Genomic DNA, 17,050 nt, shown 5'->3' on the forward strand with positions numbered 1-17,050 from the left:
CGCCGCTCGTTCCTCGCGGCTCCCGCCAGGCCCGCCACGACGCGGCACCACCACCCACCCCGCCCGGCGTCGTCTCGCCCTGGTCTTGGCGCACCTCGGGCGACCGCCCGCGGTGTCGGTCTCGCTTCGGGACCCCCGCGGACCTGGCCTGCGGGTGTGAGAGCGAGCGCACGCCGCGGGCCCGACAACGCCGGCACCAGCCGGGCGACGCGCCGGGGACGCTCGCGGGAACTGCCCGGAACCTCCTCGCGTCGTCCCAGGTCGCGGTGCGCCGACGGCGGTAGGTTGCCGACGAGAGAGGTCGGTCGAAACGCGGGGGAAGAGATGAACGGTCGTCGGTACGGGCGCGCGTGGACGGTCGCGGTCGCGGTCGTCGGCGTGGGGGCGGTGCTGTCGGCGTGCGACGGCGGCGGGGACCTGGAGGTCGCCAACGACAGCCGGGAGGACGTGACCGTCCGGACCGGGGACGAGGAGTCGGAGGTCGACGGGGGCGGTGGGGTCGTGTTCCTCGACTACGGCTGCACGCCCGGTGACGTGACCGTCGTGCGGGCGTCCGGGGCCGAGGAGATCGTCGACGGGCCGGTGTGCCCGGACCAGAAGATCGTGGTCCGCGACGACGAGGTAGTGCTGGTCCCCGTCGCCGCGGACGACTCCTGACGAGGCGTCAGCCGAGACGCTCGGCGAGGAAGCGGTAGTGCACGGCGGCCATGTGGGCGGCCTGGGCGTTGTTCGCGGCGCCGCCGTGGCCGCCCTCGATGTTCTCGTAGTAGGTGACGTCCTTGCCTTCGCCGAGCATCTTCGCGGCGAGCTTGCGCGCGTGGCCGGGGTGGACGCGGTCGTCCTTGGTCGACGTCGTGAAGAGCACGGGCGGGTAGTCGCGCTCGGCGTCGAACAGGTGGTACGGCGAGAAGGTGCGGATGAACGCCCACTGCTCGGGGTCGTCCGGGTCGCCGTACTCCGCCGCCCACGACGCCCCGGCGAGCAGCTTCGTGTACCGGCGCATGTCGAGCAGCGGGACGCCGACGATCACGGCGCCGAAGAGCTCGGGGTACTGCGTGAGCATGTTGCCCGCGAGCAGGCCGCCGTTGGAGCGGCCCTCCATGCCGAGGTGCTCGTGCGTCGTGATCCCGCGGGCCACGAGGTCGCGCGCGACGGCGGCGAAGTCCTCGTAGGCGCGGTGGCGGTTCGCCTTGAGCGCGGCCTGGTGCCAGGCGGGCCCGTACTCGCCGCCGCCGCGGATGTTCGCGACGACGTAGACGCCGCCCCGCGCGAGCCAGGCGCGGCCGAGCGCGCCCGAGTACGCGGGCGTGAGCGAGATCTCGAAGCCGCCGTACCCGTACAGCAGCGTCGGCGCGGCTCGCGTGCCGCCGTCGCCCGCGCCCGCGACGAGGTCCGCGTGGCCGACGACGAAGTACGGCACGCGCGTGCCGTCGTCCGACGTGGCGAAGTGCTGGGCGACGGTCATGCCGTCGGCGTCGAAGAACGCGGGGTTGGACTTGACGACGTCCGGTGCACCCGCGTCGCCCGGCCGCTCGCCGAGCGACAGGAGCGAGAGCGTCGTGGGCGTGAGGTAGTCGGTCGTGACGAGCCACAGGTCGTCGGAGTCGACGGGGTCGACGGCTCCGACGGCGACCGTGCCGAGCTCCGGCAGGCCGGGGATCTCCGACCGCACCCACGGCGCGTCCGCGGCCTCCTGCCCGACGGCGCCCCCGGGGCCGGCGGCGTCCGGCGGCGTGAGCACGTGCAGGCGGTTCTTCACGTCGTCGAGCACGTTGACGACGAGGTGGTGGCGCGTCCACGTGGCGCCGGCGAGCGACGTCGTCGCCGTGGGCTCGAAGAGCACGGTGAAGCCGCGGTCGCCCGCGAGGAAGTCGTCGAACCGCGCGACGAGGAGCGAGCCCGCGCGGTACGTCGCGCCTCCGACGGCCCAGTCGTCGCGGAGCTCCACGAGCATCCACTCGCGCCGGACGCCGACCTCGGCGGAGTCGGGCACGTCGATCTTCGTCAGGCGCTGCTCGGGCGTGCCGGTGTGCTCGGCGAGGTAGAGCTCGTCGGCGTAGAACGCCTTGGAGCGGTGCACGAAGTCGCGCTCGAACCCGGGCGTGTGCGACCGCCAGGCGGAGATGTACATGTCCTCGTCGGTGCCCTCGTAGACCGTCACGGCCTCGTCGAGCGGGGTGCCGCGCGTCCAGCGCTTGACCACGCGCGGGTACCCCGACGGCGTGAGCGTGCCCTCGCCGAAGTCGGTGAAGACGTACACGGTGTCGGCGTCGATCCAGCCGAGCGAGCCCTTGGCCTCGGCGCGGTGGAAGCCGCCGTCCTCGGGCGCGACGAACCGCTTCTCGACGAGGTCGAACTCGCGCGTGACGTCGGCGTCGGAGCCGCCGGGGGAGAGCTCGACGAGCGCGTGCCGCCACGGCTCGCGTGCGGCGAGCTGCTCCGGCGTCGGGCGCAGGACGCTCGCGCCGTGCCAGACCCACGACTCGCCCTCGGCCGCGGCGAGCGCGTCGAGGTCGAGCACGGTCTCCCACTCCGGGTCGTCGGTGCGGTAGGACTCGAGCGTCGTGCGGCGCCAGAGCCCGCGCTCGTGCTGCGCGTCGCGCCAGAAGTTGTAGTACCGGTCGCCGATCTTCGAGACCTCGGGGATCTTCGCGTCCGAGTCGAGCACCTCGCGGATCGCGCGCTCGGTCGTGGCGAACTCGTCGGCGGTCTCGAGCGTGTCGGCGACCTCGGCGTTGCGTGCACGGACCCAGGTCAGGGCCTCGTCCCCCTCGACGTCCTCGAGCCACAGGTACGGGTCGTGGGGCGCGCCGTCGTCGGGGAGCGGGGTCTCGGTGGGGCTCTCGGGCGAGAGCGAGGGGCTCGTCGTCTGCTCGGCGGTCATGGTCCCCCACCCTACGGCGGCGGGGGCGGTGGTGCGGAGGTCACGAGGGTGCCGGGACCTTGGGCCCCGAACGGCCGCGGGGCCTTGCCGCGCCCAGGCGCTTGTGAAAACATTCACAAGTAGAGAGACCGCTGAAGGAGCCGGGGCAATCCGGCCCCGGCAGCACCCGCGGCCCGACGCCCGGCCCGGCCGGGCACCGGAGGGGACGCATGAGCGCGAAGAGCGCCGGCACGAAGGTCGAGACCCGCACCGAGGACACGCGCACCGCGCACGAGATCGACGTCCTCGTCGAGCGCGCCCGCAAGGCGCTCGACCAGTACATGAGCCTCACGCAGGAGGACGTCGACCGGATCGTCCTCAAGGCATCGGTCGCGGGCCTGCACCAGCACGGTCACCTCGCGCAGCTGGCCGTCGCCGAGACCGGGCGCGGCGTGTTCGAGGACAAGGCGACCAAGAACATCTTCGCGTGCGAGCACGTGCCCAACTCGATGGCGAACCTCAAGACGGTCGGCATCATCGGCCGCGACGAGCTGACGGGCGTCGTCGAGATCGCCGAGCCGGTCGGCGTGGTGTGCGCCGTGACGCCGGTGACCAACCCGACGTCGACCACCATCTTCAAGTCGCTCATCGCGCTCAAGACGCGCAACCCCGTCGTGTTCGCCTTCCACCCGAGCGCGCAACGCTCGTCGGTCGAGGCGGCCCGCATCGTGCGGGACGCCGCCGTGGCCGCCGGCGCGCCCGACGACTGCATCCAGTGGGTCGAGCACCCCTCGATCGAGGCGACCAACACCCTCATGCACCACCCGGGCGTCGCGCTCATCCTCGCGACGGGCGGCAACGGCATGGTCCGCGCGGCCTACTCGGCCGGCAAGCCGGCGCTCGGCGTCGGCGCGGGCAACGTCCCCGCCTACGTCGAGAAGAGCGCCGACCTCGGCCGCGCGATCAACGACGTGGTCATGTCGAAGGCGTTCGACAACGGCATGGTCTGCGCGTCGGAGCAGGCGCTCATCCTCGACGACGTCGTCTACGACGACGCGATGCGCGAGCTGGCCCGGCTGCACGCCTACCGCACGACGCCCGCCGAGAAGGCGATGCTCGAGCGCCTCATCTTCGGCGTCGAGGCGAGCGGCACCAACTGCGCCGGCGCGAAGCTCAACCCGAAGGTCGTGGGCAAGTCGCCCGTGTGGATCGCGCGCGAGGCCGGCTTCGAGGTGCCCGACGACACGTCGATCATCCTCGCGGAGATCGACGACGTGGGCCCGCAGGAGCCGTTGAGCCGCGAGAAGCTCACCCCGGTCCTCGCGGTGCTGCGTGCGCGCGACACCGAGCACGGCGTCCGCCTCGCGGAGCGCATGGTCGAGCTCGACGGCCTGGGCCACTCGGCGGCGATCCACACGGCGGACCAGGAGCTCGTCGAGCGCTACGGCGCGCGGGTCAAGGCCGTGCGCGTGCTGTGGAACAGCCCGACGTCGCTCGGCGGCATCGGCGACATCTACAACGCGCTGCTCCCGTCGCTCACGCTCGGCTGCGGCAGCTACGGCGCGAACTCGGTGTCGAACAACGTGTCGGCGGTCAACCTCATCAACGTCAAGCGGATCGGGCGGCGCAACAACAACATGCAGTGGTTCAAGGTGCCCGCCAAGACGTACTTCGAGCCGAACTCGATCCAGTACCTCGCGCAGATGCGCGACGTGCACCGCGTCACGATCGTCACCGACAAGGTCATGAGCCGCATCGGCGTCGTCGACCGCGTGCTCGACGTCCTCGCGCGCCGCGAGGAGAAGGTCGCGATCCAGATCATCGACGCGGTCGAGCCGGAGCCGAGCGTCGGCACCGTGAACCGCGGCGCCGAGTCGATGCGCGACTTCGAGCCCGACACGATCATCGCGATCGGCGGCGGCTCGCCCATGGACGCGGCCAAGGTCATGTGGCTGCGCTACGAGCACCCGGAGATCGAGTTCTCCGACATGCGGGAGAAGTTCTTCGACGTGCGCAAGCGCGCGTACAAGTTCCCCGAGCTCGGGGGCAAGGCGAAGCTCGTGTGCATCCCGACGTCGTCGGGCACCGGCGCGGAGGTGACGCCGTTCGCGGTCATCACCGACCCCGAGACGGGCTTCAAGTACCCGCTCGCGGACTACGCGCTCACCCCGACCGTCGCGATCGTCGACCCCGTGCTCACGGACACCATGCCCGCCAAGCTCGCGGCCGACTCGGGCTTCGACGCCCTCACGCACGCGACCGAGGCGTTCGTCTCCGTCTACGCGAACGACTTCACCGACGGGCTGTGCCTCCAGGCGATCAAGATGGTCTTCGAGCACATCGAGGACTCGGTCACGCAGGGTGCGGCGGCCCCGAAGGCGCGCGAGAAGATGCACAACGCGGCGACCATCGCGGGCATGGCGTTCGGCTCGGCGATGCTCGGCATCGTGCACGCCATGGCGCACACCGTGGGCTCGACTTTCCACCTCGTGCACGGGCGCACCAACGCGGTGCTCCTGCCGCACGTGATCCGCTACAACGGCCAGGTGCCCACCAAGCTCACGAGCTGGCCCAAGTACGAGCGCTACGTGGCCCCGGAGCGGTTCCAGGAGATCGCGAAGCACCTCGGGCTGCCGGCCTCCACCCCGGAGGAGGGCGTCGAGTCGTACGCGAAGGCGGTCGAGGAGCTGCGCGCCAAGGTCGGCATCGAGCCGACGTTCGCGGCGCAGGGCGTCGACGAGGCGGCGTTCCTCAGCCGCCTCGACGACCTCGCCCTCCGGTCGTTCGAGGACCAGTGCGCCCCGGCGAACCCGCGGATGCCGGTCCTGGAGGACATGCGCGACATCCTCGTCGCGGCCTACCGCGGCAGCAGCCGCGAGGTCGTGCGGGCAGAGCGTCTCGCGGCCCACGAGGGCGCGAGCACCGAGGACGGGCAGGCGGCGACCCCGCCTGCCGAGACCGTGGCGGCCGGCTGACGCGACCCGCGACAGGGACCGACCCCACGAGAACCCGGAGCCCGACGGCGCGAGTCCCCTTCCGCCGTCGGGCTCCGTCGTGCGTTGGCCTGTGGAAAACCCTCGAGGGGCGTCGAAACCTCGGTAGGTTCTCCGCTCGCGGGACGTCGGTCCCGCGACGCGCGACGACGCGGGTCATGGCGACGGCAGGGGGCCGCATGGTGCACGGACGTGGACGACGCGTGGCGAGGGTCTTCGCCGCGGTGCTGGCGGGAGCGCTCGGGGTGACGCTCGCGGCGTGCACGCCGGACGCGGAGCCGGAGCGGCGCGACCCCGCGGTGTTCGCCGAGATCGACGTGCCACCCGAGCTCGCCCCGCAGGAGGCCGTCGTCGACCAGGTCGGGATCGTGCCCGCCGCGTCCGGGCTGCCGTGGATCGTGAGCGGTGTGCGGACGACGCCGGGTGGTGTGCCGGAGGGCGTGGTCTGGACCCTCGGTGAGAGCGGCGCGGTCGCGGGGGAGCCGGCGGTCCTGGACCTTCCGGGCGTGGTGCGCGACCTCGCGGCCGCGGGCGGTGCGGCGCGCACCGTCCTCGCGGGGAGCACGGGGGAGGACGGGCGGACGGCCGGCTTCCTGCTGACCTCGGCGGACCGCGTGGCGTGGGAACCGGTCCGGCTTCCTCCGGAGATCGTGGACGTCCCGTTGACGCACGTCGCCGAGACGGGCGGGACGGTCGTCGCCCTCGGCGTCGACGCGGACGCGCGGGCCGTCCGAGGAGTGCTCGTCCCGACGTCCGGCGACCCTGTTCCGCTGGTCCTGCCGGACGGTGCGGGAGAGCCGACGGTCGAGGGAGTGGCAGGACGCGGAGAGACGTGGGTCGCCGTGGTCTCCTGGGACGACGAGGTGGGGGACGACGTGGTCGTCACCTATCGCTCCGCGGACTCGGGGACCACCTGGACGACGTCCGACCTGCCCGGTGACGCGCCGCGCGTCGCGGGTGCGGCGACGACCGCGACGGGGTTCGTCCTGACGGGCTCGGTCCGGGAGGCAGGGCTCGGCGGTCCCGTGACGGACGCGGCGGCGTGGTTCTGGGAACCGGGCGACGGTGACGCCTGGGAGTACCTGGACTTCCGCCGCGACGACGCAGGCACGGACGACCAGTCGACCGGGCTGTCGGCGCCTGCCGTGGGCGGCGACGATCTCGCGGCCGTCTACTGGGGCGACGAGCTCAGCGCGAGCAGTCTGGTGGTCGAGGTGGAGCCGGGACACATCGCGTCCCAGGGCATGTCCGACGACAACGGAGGGATCGGCTTCGGCGGTCCGTCCGCCTGGGACCCGGACGAGCGTGCGGTGCGGGCCGTCCTCGCCGGGGACGGCGGCGCGTACGTGACCGAGCTCCGCGACGGGCGGTGGCGTCGGCTCGCGACCCTCGCGATGCCTCGGCGCTGGTTCCGGCCGACGGAGGTCGACGCGGGCGACGGGGCGCTCGTGGCGCGTCGCGCGGAGGTCTCGACCGCGGGCGACGGCTGGCGGAGGTGGGTCTCGTCAGCGGTGTACACCGTCGATGGTCGTGCCCTGGTCGAGACGTCGGCGGACGTCCCCTGGACCGGGGAGGACCTCGCCCTGGTCCGGTCTGTGGCCACGGACGGGAGCGAGGTGACGGTCACGTTCGGCTGGGAGGAGGGCGAGAACGCCGTCACGGTGCGGTCGTGGTTCCGTCCCGCGGGCGGTGGGTGGACGGAGGGTTCCGGCTGGCCGTCCTCCGGGCACGCGGAGATCCACGGCGTCCGCGCGGTCGACGGGGGGTGGGTCGCGGTCGGGGTGCGAGCCGACAGCCCGGAGGGCGCGAGCGTGCGGCACGCCGCGGCCTGGCGGTCCGAGGACGGCCTCGTCTGGACCCTCGACGAGGGGTTCGAGGGCGGTGACGGTCGGTCCTCCGCGCGGCACGTGTGCCTTCTCGCCGACGGTCGTCCGTGGGTGCTGGGCACGGTCGTCGACGGCGACCGGGAGGTCGACGCGTCCTGGGTCGGCGAGAGCACCGGCTGGGAGCGCGCGGTGATCGACGCGGAGGAGGCGTTCGAGGTCGAGGGGTGTGTCGAGGGTGACGGCGACGCTCGCCCCCTGCTCCAGGTGCAGGTCGACGGGCGCTCCGAGCTGCGCGGGACCACGGACGGCACGACCTTCGAGCTCGTCGGCGCGACGGGTCGAGGCGAGACGTTCGGTCGCGTCGTCCGAGTCGCCGAGGGGTACGCCGCGGTCGGCACGGTCGTCGCGTCGGGCGTGGAACGGTCGGTCCTGTGGATGTCTGCCGACGCGGAGGAGTGGCAGCAGCTCGTGCTGCCGACGCCCGAGCCGGGAGGTGAGGGAACGGTCCACCCGGACGGGTCGGACGCCGTCGTGACGCTCGCCGGAGAGGGCGGCGTCCGGGCCTGGCGCGTGGGCGACGTCGCTCAGCTCGTCGACGCGGGATGACCGTCGCGTCCCGGACGGACGATGCCTGCCTCGTAGGCGAGGATGACGAGCTGCACGCGGTTGGTCAGGCCGACCTTCGTGAGCAGCGAGCGCACGTGGCTCTTCACCGTCGCCTCGGTGAGGTGCAGCTCGGCGCCGATCTCGCGGTTCGACAGCCCGCGCGCGACGGCGAGCAGCACCTCGCGCTCGCGCGGGGTGGCCGCGCCCAGCCCGGTCCCGGGCTCGCCGCTCCCGTCGGCGGCGTTCCCGTCGGCGTCGTGCCCGAGCGGCGCGAGCCGCGCGAGCTCGACGTACGTCGAGATGATGCGTCCGGTGACGGCCGGGTCGAGCAGCGAGTCGCCCGCGCGGACGCGGTGCACGGCGTCGACGAGCGTCTGCGGGTCCGCGTCCTTCAGGAGGAACCCGGACGCCCCGGCGCGCAGCGCGCCGTACACGTACTCGTCGTCGTCGAAGGTCGTCAGGACGAGCGTGCGCACGTCGGCGAGGTCGGGGTCGGCGACGATTCGCGCGGTCGCCTCGATGCCGTCGAGCCGCGGCATGCGCACGTCCATGAGCACGACGTCGGGTCGCAGCGCGCGTGCCATCGTCACCGCGGTCTCGCCGTCCCCGGCCTCGCCGACGACGGTCACGTCGGGCTCGTTGTCGAGGATCATGCGCAGGCCCAGGCGGATCGTGGACTGGTCGTCGACGACGACGACGCGGACCGGCGGGAGCGTGGCGGCCCCGCTCCCGTCGACGCCCGGCACCGGGGCGGTCACGCCGGCTCCCGGGGGATGCGTGCCTCGACGGTCCATCCGCCGCGCCCGTCCGGGCCGGCGGCCAGTGCGCCCCCGGCCGCGAGCGCGCGCTCGCGCATGGAGGTCAGGCCGTGCCCCTGGCGTCCCGCGGTGCTCGGGAGGGGCGGACCCGGGTCGTGGACGCGCAGGCGCAGGTCGGCGCCGTCGTCGGCCACGGCCACGGCGACCTCGGGGGCGAGCGAGTGGAGCAGCACGTTGGTCAGGGCCTCCTGGACGATGCGGACGACGGCGAGCCCGGACTCGGCGCTCGTCGTCGGCCACGGACGGGGGAGCGTGAGGTCGACGTCGCGGCCCGCGTCGCGCAGCCGCCTGGCGGCCGCGCGCAGTTCGTCGGGCGCGCGGGCGCCGTCCGGCGTCGGTGCGAGGGCCGCCGTCCCGCCGTCGGTCTCGGTCCCGCGGCGCAGCACCTGCACGACCGAGCGCATCGCGGTCAGCGCCTGCTTGCCCTCGTCGCTGATCCAGCGCACCGCCTCGGCCGGGGCCTCGGGTCTGTTGGCCGCGACGCGGTCGGCGGCCTGCGCCCGGACCACGATCGCGGACATGTGGTGCGCGACGACGTCGTGCAGCTCGCGCGCGATGCGCGTCCGCTCGGCGAGCACGGCGCGCTCGGCGAGCTCCGCCTGGAGGGCCTGGAGCTCGGCGTTGCGCTCGCGCAGCCGCTCGGACGTCAGCGCGAGGCGACGGAAGAAGTAGCCGGCCGCGACCGCGCCCAGGACGAGCGCGAGGGCGAGCAGCACGTCCGACGGCGACTGGGCGAGCCCGATCCATCGTGGGGAGAAGGGCACCGGGGGGAACGTCAGGTGGGGGCGATCCCAGAGCTGCGTCGCGTAGGCGGAGAGCCCGCCCGCGAGGCCGGCGAGCGCCCACGGGACGGCGCCCGAGCGGGTCGCGGCGAACCCCGCGACGAGGAGCGGGAGGAGCTCGAACGGCGTCTGCATCGGCCACGGCAGGGCGAGGGGATAGAGCATCGCCGTCGCCCAGAAGAGCGGCCCCGGCACGACCCGGCGCAGGGCGAGGGTCAGGACGATCCACAGCCCCGCCACGCGGTACGACTCGGGGTGGCGGGGGTACCAGTAGTCCCCGTTCTCCATCACGGTGATGACACCGAACCACACGAGGCCCGCGGCGAGCGCGGTCCCGAGGTCCTGCGCCCACACGGGCAGACGGGTGAGCCGGTGCACCCGTCCACGGTAGCCGGGTGCCCGTACGGACGGCACCGCCCGGGGGCCGAGGTCGGGAGACCTGGGCTCAGCCCCAGGGCGGAGCCGCGTCGGGCCGGGGGCGGACCCGGGACGCGCGGGTGCGCCGGACGGCGGGGGTCGAGGTGCCGCCGACGGGTCGATGTGGCGAGGGACCGCCGCGGGCGAGCCTCGAGGCATGACCACGACACCGCTTCGCCCCGCCCGCCACGTCCCCGGCCGTCCCGGTCCCCGTCGCGTCGCCCGCACCGTGGCCGGCGTCCTCGCCGTCGGGGCGCTCGGTGCGGCGGGGGCCCTCACGTACCTCACCGTGACGCGCGACGGCGGTGGCGCCGCCGTGGCCGACCCCTCGCCGTCGCTGCGCCCGCAGGCCGCGACCCGGCTCGACCCGGAGCTGGAGCGCCGCTTCGACGCGGCACGCGCCGCCGCGGACGCCGACGGCGTCGAGCTCACCCTGACGTCCGGGTGGCGCACGGCGGCCGAGCAGCAGGAGCTCGTGGACGCGGCGCTGGAGCGCTACGGCTCGGCCGAGGAGGCGCACCGCTGGGTGCTGCCGCCCGAGTCGTCCGAGCACGTCGCGGGGCTCGCGATCGACGTCGGGCCGACGGACGGCGCGCTGTGGCTCGAGCAGCACGGGGCCGAGTTCGGGCTGTGCCGCACGTACGCGAACGAGCTGTGGCACTTCGAGGCCGCGACCGAGCCCGGCGGCACGTGCCCGCCGATGCACGACGACGCGTCCCACGGTTGGGGGTGACCGCCCGCCGCCCGGGGTCACGACCCGAGCGCGGCCTCCTGCCGCTGGAGCCCCGCCAGGATCAGGCGGGTGGTCTCCTCCGGGAGCTCCTGCTGGATCCGGTGGCCGCAGTCCAGCTCCACGACCTCGACGTGCGGGACGAACGCCTCGAGGTTCGGCGCCCTCATGACCGTGTCCCGTGCGCCCGCGCCGTCGACCGCCTCGCCGCCCACCTCGTCCCCTCGCACCGACGCTGAGCGCGCGACGACCTCGCGGAAGCGGACCCGCACCGCCGCCGAGGGCGGCGGATGTCGGCGGTCCGCGCGATGATGTGCGGGTGAGCGAGAGCACCCCCGCGACGTCCGCCCCGACCACCCCGACCGTGACGGACGAGGAGGTCCCCGCGGCCACGTCCGCCGCCGAGCTCGACGAGGCCGCCGCGCAGCGACGCTGGGCCGAGCTCGTCGCGCAGGTCGAGGCCGACCAGCGCGCGTACTACGAGGAGGACCAGCCCGTCTCCTCGGACGCCGAGTACGACGCCCGGATGCACGAGCTCCAGGCGCTCGAGGCCGCGCACCCCGCCCTCCAGTCGCCCGAGTCGCCCACCCAGCGCGTCGGGGGCCGCGCCGCGGCGGGCTTCGCGACGGTCCAGCACCTCGAGCCGATGCTGTCGCTCGACAACGCGTTCAGCGAGGAGGACCTCGCCGCGTGGGCGGCGCGCGTGCACCGCGACCTCGGCGTCGCGGAGGACGCGGCGGTCGACTACCTGTGCGAGGTGAAGATCGACGGCCTCGCCATCGCGCTGCTCTACGAGAAGGGCCGGCTCGTCCGGGCGGCCACGCGCGGGGACGGGCGCACGGGCGAGGACGTGTCCGCCAACGTGCGGACGATCGAGAGCATCCCGCAGCGCCTCGGCGGCGACCCGGCGACCCACCCCGACGTCATCGAGATCCGCGGCGAGGTCTTCATGGGCGTCGCGGACTTCGCCGCGCTCAACGAGAAGCTCGTCGCCGCCGGGCAGGACCCGTACGCCAACCCGCGCAACACCGCGGCCGGGTCGCTGCGGCAGAAGGACCCCGCCGTCACGGCGAGCCGCAACCTGCGGATGTACGCGCACGGGGTGGGCGCCCTGCAGTGGGAGGCGGGCGAGCACGCCGAGCTCGCGCGCCAGTCCGACGCGTACGCGCTGTTCGCGCAGTGGGGCGTGCCCGTCTCGCCGCACAACCGGGTGGTGCACGGGCTCGACGAGGTGATGGAGCGCATCGCGTACTTCGGGGAGCACCGCCACGACATCGAGCACGAGCTCGACGGGATCGTCGTCAAGGTCGACGAGCTCGCCCTCCAGCGCCGGCTCGGCGCCACGAGCCGCGCGCCCCGGTGGGCCATCGCCTACAAGTACCCGCCCGAGGAGGTCAACACGCGTCTGCTCGCGATCCAGGTCGGCGTGGGCCGCACGGGCCGCGCGACCCCCTACGCGGTCATGGAGCCGGTGAAGGTCGCCGGCAGCACCGTGCGCCAGGCGACCCTCCACAACCAGGACGTCGTCCGGGCCAAGGGCGTGCGCATCGGCGACATGGTCGTGCTGCGCAAGGCCGGCGACGTCATCCCGGAGATCCTCGGTCCCGTCGCGGCGCTCGCGGACGACGGCTACCCGCGCGAGGACTTCTTCATGCCCGCCGACTGCCCGGAGTGCGGCACGCCGCTGCGCCCCATGAAGGAGGGCGACGTCGACCTGCGCTGCCCCAACGCCGAGTCGTGCCCGGCCCAGGTGCGAGGCCGCGTCGAGCACATCGGCTCGCGCGGCGGCCTCGACGTCGAGGCGCTCGGCGAGGTCACCGCCGCCGCGCTCACCCAGCCCTACGAGCCGGCCGAGCCCCCGCTGCGCACCGAGAAGAACCTCTTCGGCCTCACGGTCGAGCAGCTCGCGCCGATCAAGGTCGTCGTGCGCGACCCGGAGACCGGCCTGCCCCGGCCGTACGAGGGCGTGGGGGAGTCGGGAGAGGTCCCGATGTCCGACGGCTCGGTGCTGCTCGCCAAGGTCGTCCGACCCTTCCAGAAGGTCGCCGCGCGCACCTACCCGCCGGGGTTCGAGGACGCGACGCCGGCCGAGCGCCGGGCTGCGGGCGTCCGCAAGGACTACCCGGTGTACGGGCCGTCGAGCACGGCGCAGACCCTCGTCGACGAGCTGCGGCTCGCGAGGACCAAGGACCTGTGGCGCATCCTCGTGAGCCTCAACATCCGGCACGTCGGCCCCGTCGCGGCGCGCGCGCTCGCGGACTGGTTCGGGTCCCTGGACGCCATCGAGGAGGCGATCCGCGACGGGGGCCGCGAGGCGCTCGCGGCGGTCGAGGGCGTCGGGCCCGTCATCGCCGACGAGGTGATCGCCTGGCTCGAGGTCGGTTGGCACCAGGAGATCGTCGACCAGTGGAAGCGGGACGGGGTGCGGTTCTCCATCCCGGGGCATCCCGGTCCGGGCGCCCGGCAGGCACCCACCGGACCGCTCGCGGGACTCACCGTCGTCGTCACGGGGTCGCTCGAGGGCTTCAGCCGCGACGGCGCCAAGGAGGCGGTGATCGCGGCGGGCGGCAAGTCGTCGGGGTCGGTCTCGAAGAAGACCGACTACGTCGTCGTCGGTGCGAACGCGGGCTCGAAGGAGACCAAGGCCCGCGACCTCGGCCTGCCGATCCTCGACGAGGAGGGCTTCGTCGCGCTGCTCGCCGGCGGGCCGGACGCCGTCGCCGACCGCGTCGGAGGCGACGCGTCCGGCGCGGGCGACGAGGCAGGTTCCGGCGCGGACGGCTGAGGAGTCCGACGCGCCACGACGTCGCGAGGGTGGATCAGGGCGTCGACGGGCGTCGGGCCACGACCTCCCGCAGCCGCGCGACGCCGTCGGGCGGGACGGGCAGCGACGGGCCGCGCGGGGGAGCGGTCGGCACGCCGAGCAGGGTCGCGAGCGCGTGGAACCCGCTCACCGGGCGCAGCGAGGCCAGGACGTCCGTGAGGTCGCGCAGCCAGTCCACGACCTGGGCGTCGGGCGCGGTGCCCCCGGCCCGGGCGCGCCGCAGCGCGACGTACTCGGCGGGCACGAGCGCAGCGAGACCGGTGTGCCAGGCGTCGGCCGCCTCAGCGCCGCCGACGATCGCGGGGTCGCCGCTGAGCCCGACGCTCAGGCCGAGCCCCGCCGTCGCCGCGCGCAGCGCCGCGACCCGGCCGGTCGGCCGCGCCGGCGTGGACGCCGGGTCCTTGACGGCCGCGACGGTCGTGGTGCGCGCGAGGTGGCCGAGCGCCTCGGGCGTGAGGTCGTACGCCGTCTGGACGCTCCGGTTGTAGTAGCAGACCGGCAGGTCGACGGTCCCCGCCACGGCCTCGAACACCGCCACGACCTCGTGCTCGTCGAGCGGCAGGTAGGAGAACGGCGCGAGCACGAGCCCGTCCGCCCCGCAGTCACGCGCCGCGCGGGCACGCGCCAGGACCTCGCGCGTGGACGCGCCGCTCACGGCGACGTGCACGGGGACGCGCGGCGCGCCGGGCGCCGAGCCCGCCGCGACGGCGGCGCGCACGACGGCGTCGCGCTCGTCGGGCGTGAACGTCACGCCCGCGCCCGACGACGCGAGGACGACGACGCCGTCGACCCCTGCCCGCGCCGCACCGTCCACGAGGGCGGCGAGCGCGTGCGGGTCGGGCGCGTCCGAGGGGGTGAGCGGGGTGATCGGGTAGGCGAGGAGCCCGCAGAACGAGGTCACGTGCTGGGTGGAGGGACCGGGGCGCGCGTCGAGCGTCAGCGGCTCGCCCAGAGGATGCCGCGCTCCACGATGGTGCGGACGGGCGGGACCTCGAGGTCGGCGAGCTGGTGGCCGGCTGCGCACACGAAGATGCGGCCGGCACCCCAGCGGCGCGTCCACACGGCGGGGGAGACGACCGGCTCGTGCCACGGGTCGCCGTCGCGCGGGACGATGGTCGTCGTCGCGAGGACCTCGTTGTACGAGTCGGCGAGCACCCAGTACTGCTCGGAGTGCAGCGAGATCGAGTCGATGCCCGCGACGATCGGGTGGTCCGCGTGCTCCGGCGCGATGTCGATCGTGTGGTCGATGAGGTCGTGCGCGTGCGCGGCGAACTGCCCGCCCACCATCTGCAGGTAGTCGGTCGCGAGGCGGAACGAGTCCACGATCCCGCCGTGCCAGCCGGCGAACCCGGTACCGTTCGCGATCGCGGTGCGCAGCCCACGCATCTCGTCGGGCAGGATCTCGCCCATCGTCCAGCACTGCACGACGAGGTCCAGGCTCGCCATGAACTCCTCGTCGGCGTACGACTCCAACGATCCCTCGAGCGTCACGTCGTACCCGGACGCCTCCAGGAACGGGACGAACAGCTCCGCCGCCTCCTCGGGTGCGTGCCCGGGCCAACCGCCCCGGACCACGAGCGCTCGACGGTCCCGCTCGGTCATGACTCCTCCTCGTGCCTCGTCACACTCGTCGCGCCCGCATGTCGCGGGCAGCGGCCCCCGGCGACCGCGCTCAGGCGATGAGCGCGTCGATCGCTGCGGGCGAGAGTACGTGATCCACGGCCATGGCGCTCGCACCGAGCACGCCGGCCTGGCCACGCGCCTGCGACGTGACGATACGCAGGTGCTGCGTCGCGAGGGGGAGCGACCGCTGGTACACGATCTCGCGGATGCCCGCGATCAGGTGCTCGCCGGCCTCGGCGACGATGCCGCCGATGACGATGAGCGACGGGTTGAGGAGGCTCACGCACGCCGCGAGCACCGAGCCGATGTCGCGTCCCGCCTGGCGGACGGCCTGGCTCGCGGTGAGGTCCCCGCCACGGACGAGGGTGACGACGTCGGCGCTGTTCGTCGCGTCGAGGCCCGCGGCGGCGAGCGCGGCGGCGACCGCCTGTCCGCTCGCGACGGCCTCGAGGCACCCGACGTTCCCGCAGCGGCACGGGACGTCGGCCGCGCTCGGGACGGCGACGTGGCCGATGTCCCCGGCGGCGCCCTGCGCGCCGCGCCGCAGCTCGCCGTCGGCGATGATGCCGGACCCGATGCCGGTGGCGACCTTGACGAACAGCATGTCGGTCACGGCGGGCCAGGCGGTGCGGTGCTCGCCGAGCGCCATGATGTTCACGTCGTTGTCCACGAGGACCGACGCGTTGAACCGCTTCTGCAGGATGCCGGCGACGTCGACGTCGTCCCACGCGGGCATGATCGGCGGGTTGATGGGCCGACCGGACGAGTGCTCGACGGGCCCGGGCAGGCCGACGCCGACGCTCACGAGGTCGTCGAGGCTCCGCCCGGTCGTCGCGACGAGCTTCTCGCCCGTGTCCGCGACCCACGACAGCACCACGTCGGGGCCGTCCGCGATCGCGAGCGCGGCGTCGGTCTCGGCGAGCACGTTGGACGCGAGGTCCGTCACGGCGAGGCGGGCGTGCGTCGCACCGAGGTCGACGGCGAGCACGATGCGCGCCTCAGGGCTGAAGGCGAAGGTCACGGGCGGTCGCCCGCCGGTCGAGCTCGCCTCTCCCGCGGGGGCGATGAGGCCCGCCGACATGAGGAGGTCGATCCGGGCGGCGATGGTGGATCGCGCCTGCCCCGTGATCGCTGCGAGGTCCGCGCGCGTGCGCGGCTGACCGTCCCGGAGCAGCTGGAACATGTCGCCGGCGCCGGTCGGGCGCGGCGCGAACTTCAGCAGTTCCTCCATGGGCACAGTGAATCACGGAGCCTCTCGTCGGTCGTCCGTACGTGCCGGACGAGTCATCGGCTTTTGCTTGACGATCGCCAAAAGGTACCCTACTGTCCCCTCCCAAGGCGACACGGACGTCGTCGGAAGTTGTGGAGACCCGAGGAAGGGTCTCCCGTCCGGGCGAACACGCGCCCCACCTGCTCGTGCAGACCCCGACCCCCAGCCGACTTTCTCGGTGGTTCGGCTCGTCAGCCGGCCGTCGTGCCACCCGTCGACCTGACGCGTCGAGCACCGTCCGCCCGCAGCGTGGGAGCGTTCCCTCGCCCTGACAGCGCTTGTCCACTTTTGCTGGTAA

General features: G+C 74.0%; 12 protein-coding genes. 5 read left to right on the forward strand and 7 right to left on the reverse strand.

Annotated elements, in window-relative coordinates; genetic code table 11:
* The first annotated feature begins 324 nt into the window (after positions 1-324).
* On the forward strand, positions 325-657 hold the full coding sequence (locus ABRQ22_RS05135) for a hypothetical protein (protein WP_353708798.1): 333 nt from the start codon (positions 325-327) through the stop codon (positions 655-657).
* A gap of 7 nt (positions 658-664) precedes the next feature.
* Here ABRQ22_RS05135 and ABRQ22_RS05140 read toward each other — a convergent pair whose 3' ends face one another.
* On the reverse strand, positions 665-2,884 hold the full coding sequence (locus tag ABRQ22_RS05140; RefSeq protein WP_353708799.1) for a prolyl oligopeptidase family serine peptidase: 2,220 nt from the start codon (positions 2,882-2,884) through the stop codon (positions 665-667).
* 209 nt (positions 2,885-3,093) lie between these two features.
* On the opposite strand from ABRQ22_RS05140, the gene adhE reads away from it, so the two are divergent.
* Together adhE and ABRQ22_RS05150 are read left to right on the forward strand one after the other, a co-directional pair.
* Complete coding sequence (adhE, locus tag ABRQ22_RS05145) at positions 3,094-5,838, forward strand: bifunctional acetaldehyde-CoA/alcohol dehydrogenase (protein WP_253053529.1); 2,745 nt, start codon at positions 3,094-3,096, stop codon at positions 5,836-5,838.
* Between the two features lie 221 nt (positions 5,839-6,059).
* A complete protein-coding gene (locus ABRQ22_RS05150) occupies positions 6,060-8,288 on the forward strand; it encodes a hypothetical protein (RefSeq protein ID WP_353708800.1) in 2,229 nt (742 codons plus the stop codon).
* Here the strand turns inward: ABRQ22_RS05150 and ABRQ22_RS05155 are convergent.
* Both ABRQ22_RS05155 and ABRQ22_RS05160 read right to left on the reverse strand, forming a co-directional pair.
* Positions 8,267-9,046 carry a response regulator transcription factor gene (locus tag ABRQ22_RS05155; protein ID WP_353708801.1) on the reverse strand — a complete coding sequence of 260 codons (780 nt, stop codon included), beginning with the start codon at positions 9,044-9,046 and terminating at the stop codon, positions 8,267-8,269. The two genes, ABRQ22_RS05150 and ABRQ22_RS05155, sit on opposite strands and share 22 nt — an antisense overlap.
* Positions 9,043-10,266 carry a histidine kinase gene (locus ABRQ22_RS05160; RefSeq protein ID WP_353708802.1) on the reverse strand — a complete coding sequence of 408 codons (1,224 nt, stop codon included), beginning with the start codon at positions 10,264-10,266 and terminating at the stop codon, positions 9,043-9,045. Before ABRQ22_RS05160 ends, ABRQ22_RS05155 begins: the two co-directional genes overlap by 4 nt.
* 196 nt (positions 10,267-10,462) lie before the next feature.
* Here ABRQ22_RS05160 and ABRQ22_RS05165 point away from each other — a divergent pair, with 196 nt between their 5' ends.
* Positions 10,463-11,038: a M15 family metallopeptidase gene (locus ABRQ22_RS05165; protein WP_353708803.1), complete on the forward strand. Its 576-nt coding sequence runs from the start codon at positions 10,463-10,465 to the stop codon at positions 11,036-11,038.
* Positions 11,039-11,055: 17 nt separating this feature from the next.
* On the opposite strand, the gene ABRQ22_RS05170 is transcribed toward ABRQ22_RS05165, so the two are convergent.
* Positions 11,056-11,250 carry a hypothetical protein gene (locus ABRQ22_RS05170; RefSeq protein ID WP_353708804.1) on the reverse strand — a complete coding sequence of 65 codons (195 nt, stop codon included), beginning with the start codon at positions 11,248-11,250 and terminating at the stop codon, positions 11,056-11,058.
* A 149-nt stretch (positions 11,251-11,399) separates the two neighbouring features.
* Here ABRQ22_RS05170 and ligA point away from each other — a divergent pair, with 149 nt between their 5' ends.
* On the forward strand, positions 11,400-13,820 hold the full coding sequence (gene ligA / locus ABRQ22_RS05175; protein WP_353709502.1) for an NAD-dependent DNA ligase LigA: 2,421 nt from the start codon (positions 11,400-11,402) through the stop codon (positions 13,818-13,820).
* A gap of 34 nt (positions 13,821-13,854) precedes the next feature.
* Here ligA and ABRQ22_RS05180 read toward each other — a convergent pair whose 3' ends face one another.
* The 3 genes from ABRQ22_RS05180 to ABRQ22_RS05190 all read right to left on the reverse strand — a co-directional run bounded on the left by ABRQ22_RS05180 (position 13,855) and on the right by ABRQ22_RS05190 (position 16,713).
* Positions 13,855-14,760, reverse strand: a complete 906-nt coding sequence (locus ABRQ22_RS05180) for a dihydrodipicolinate synthase family protein (protein ID WP_353708805.1) — start codon at positions 14,758-14,760, stop codon at positions 13,855-13,857.
* A gap of 35 nt (positions 14,761-14,795) precedes the next feature.
* On the reverse strand, positions 14,796-15,461 hold the full coding sequence (locus ABRQ22_RS05185) for a ThuA domain-containing protein (RefSeq protein ID WP_253053539.1): 666 nt from the start codon (positions 15,459-15,461) through the stop codon (positions 14,796-14,798).
* 70 nt (positions 15,462-15,531) lie between these two features.
* Positions 15,532-16,713, reverse strand: a complete 1,182-nt coding sequence (locus tag ABRQ22_RS05190; protein ID WP_253053541.1) for an ROK family protein — start codon at positions 16,711-16,713, stop codon at positions 15,532-15,534.
* Between the last annotated feature and the right edge of the window lie 337 nt (positions 16,714-17,050).

This window comes from Cellulosimicrobium sp. ES-005 (assembly GCF_040448685.1).
In the GTDB taxonomy this organism is placed as follows: Bacteria; Actinomycetota; Actinomycetes; order Actinomycetales; family Cellulomonadaceae; genus Cellulosimicrobium; species Cellulosimicrobium cellulans_G.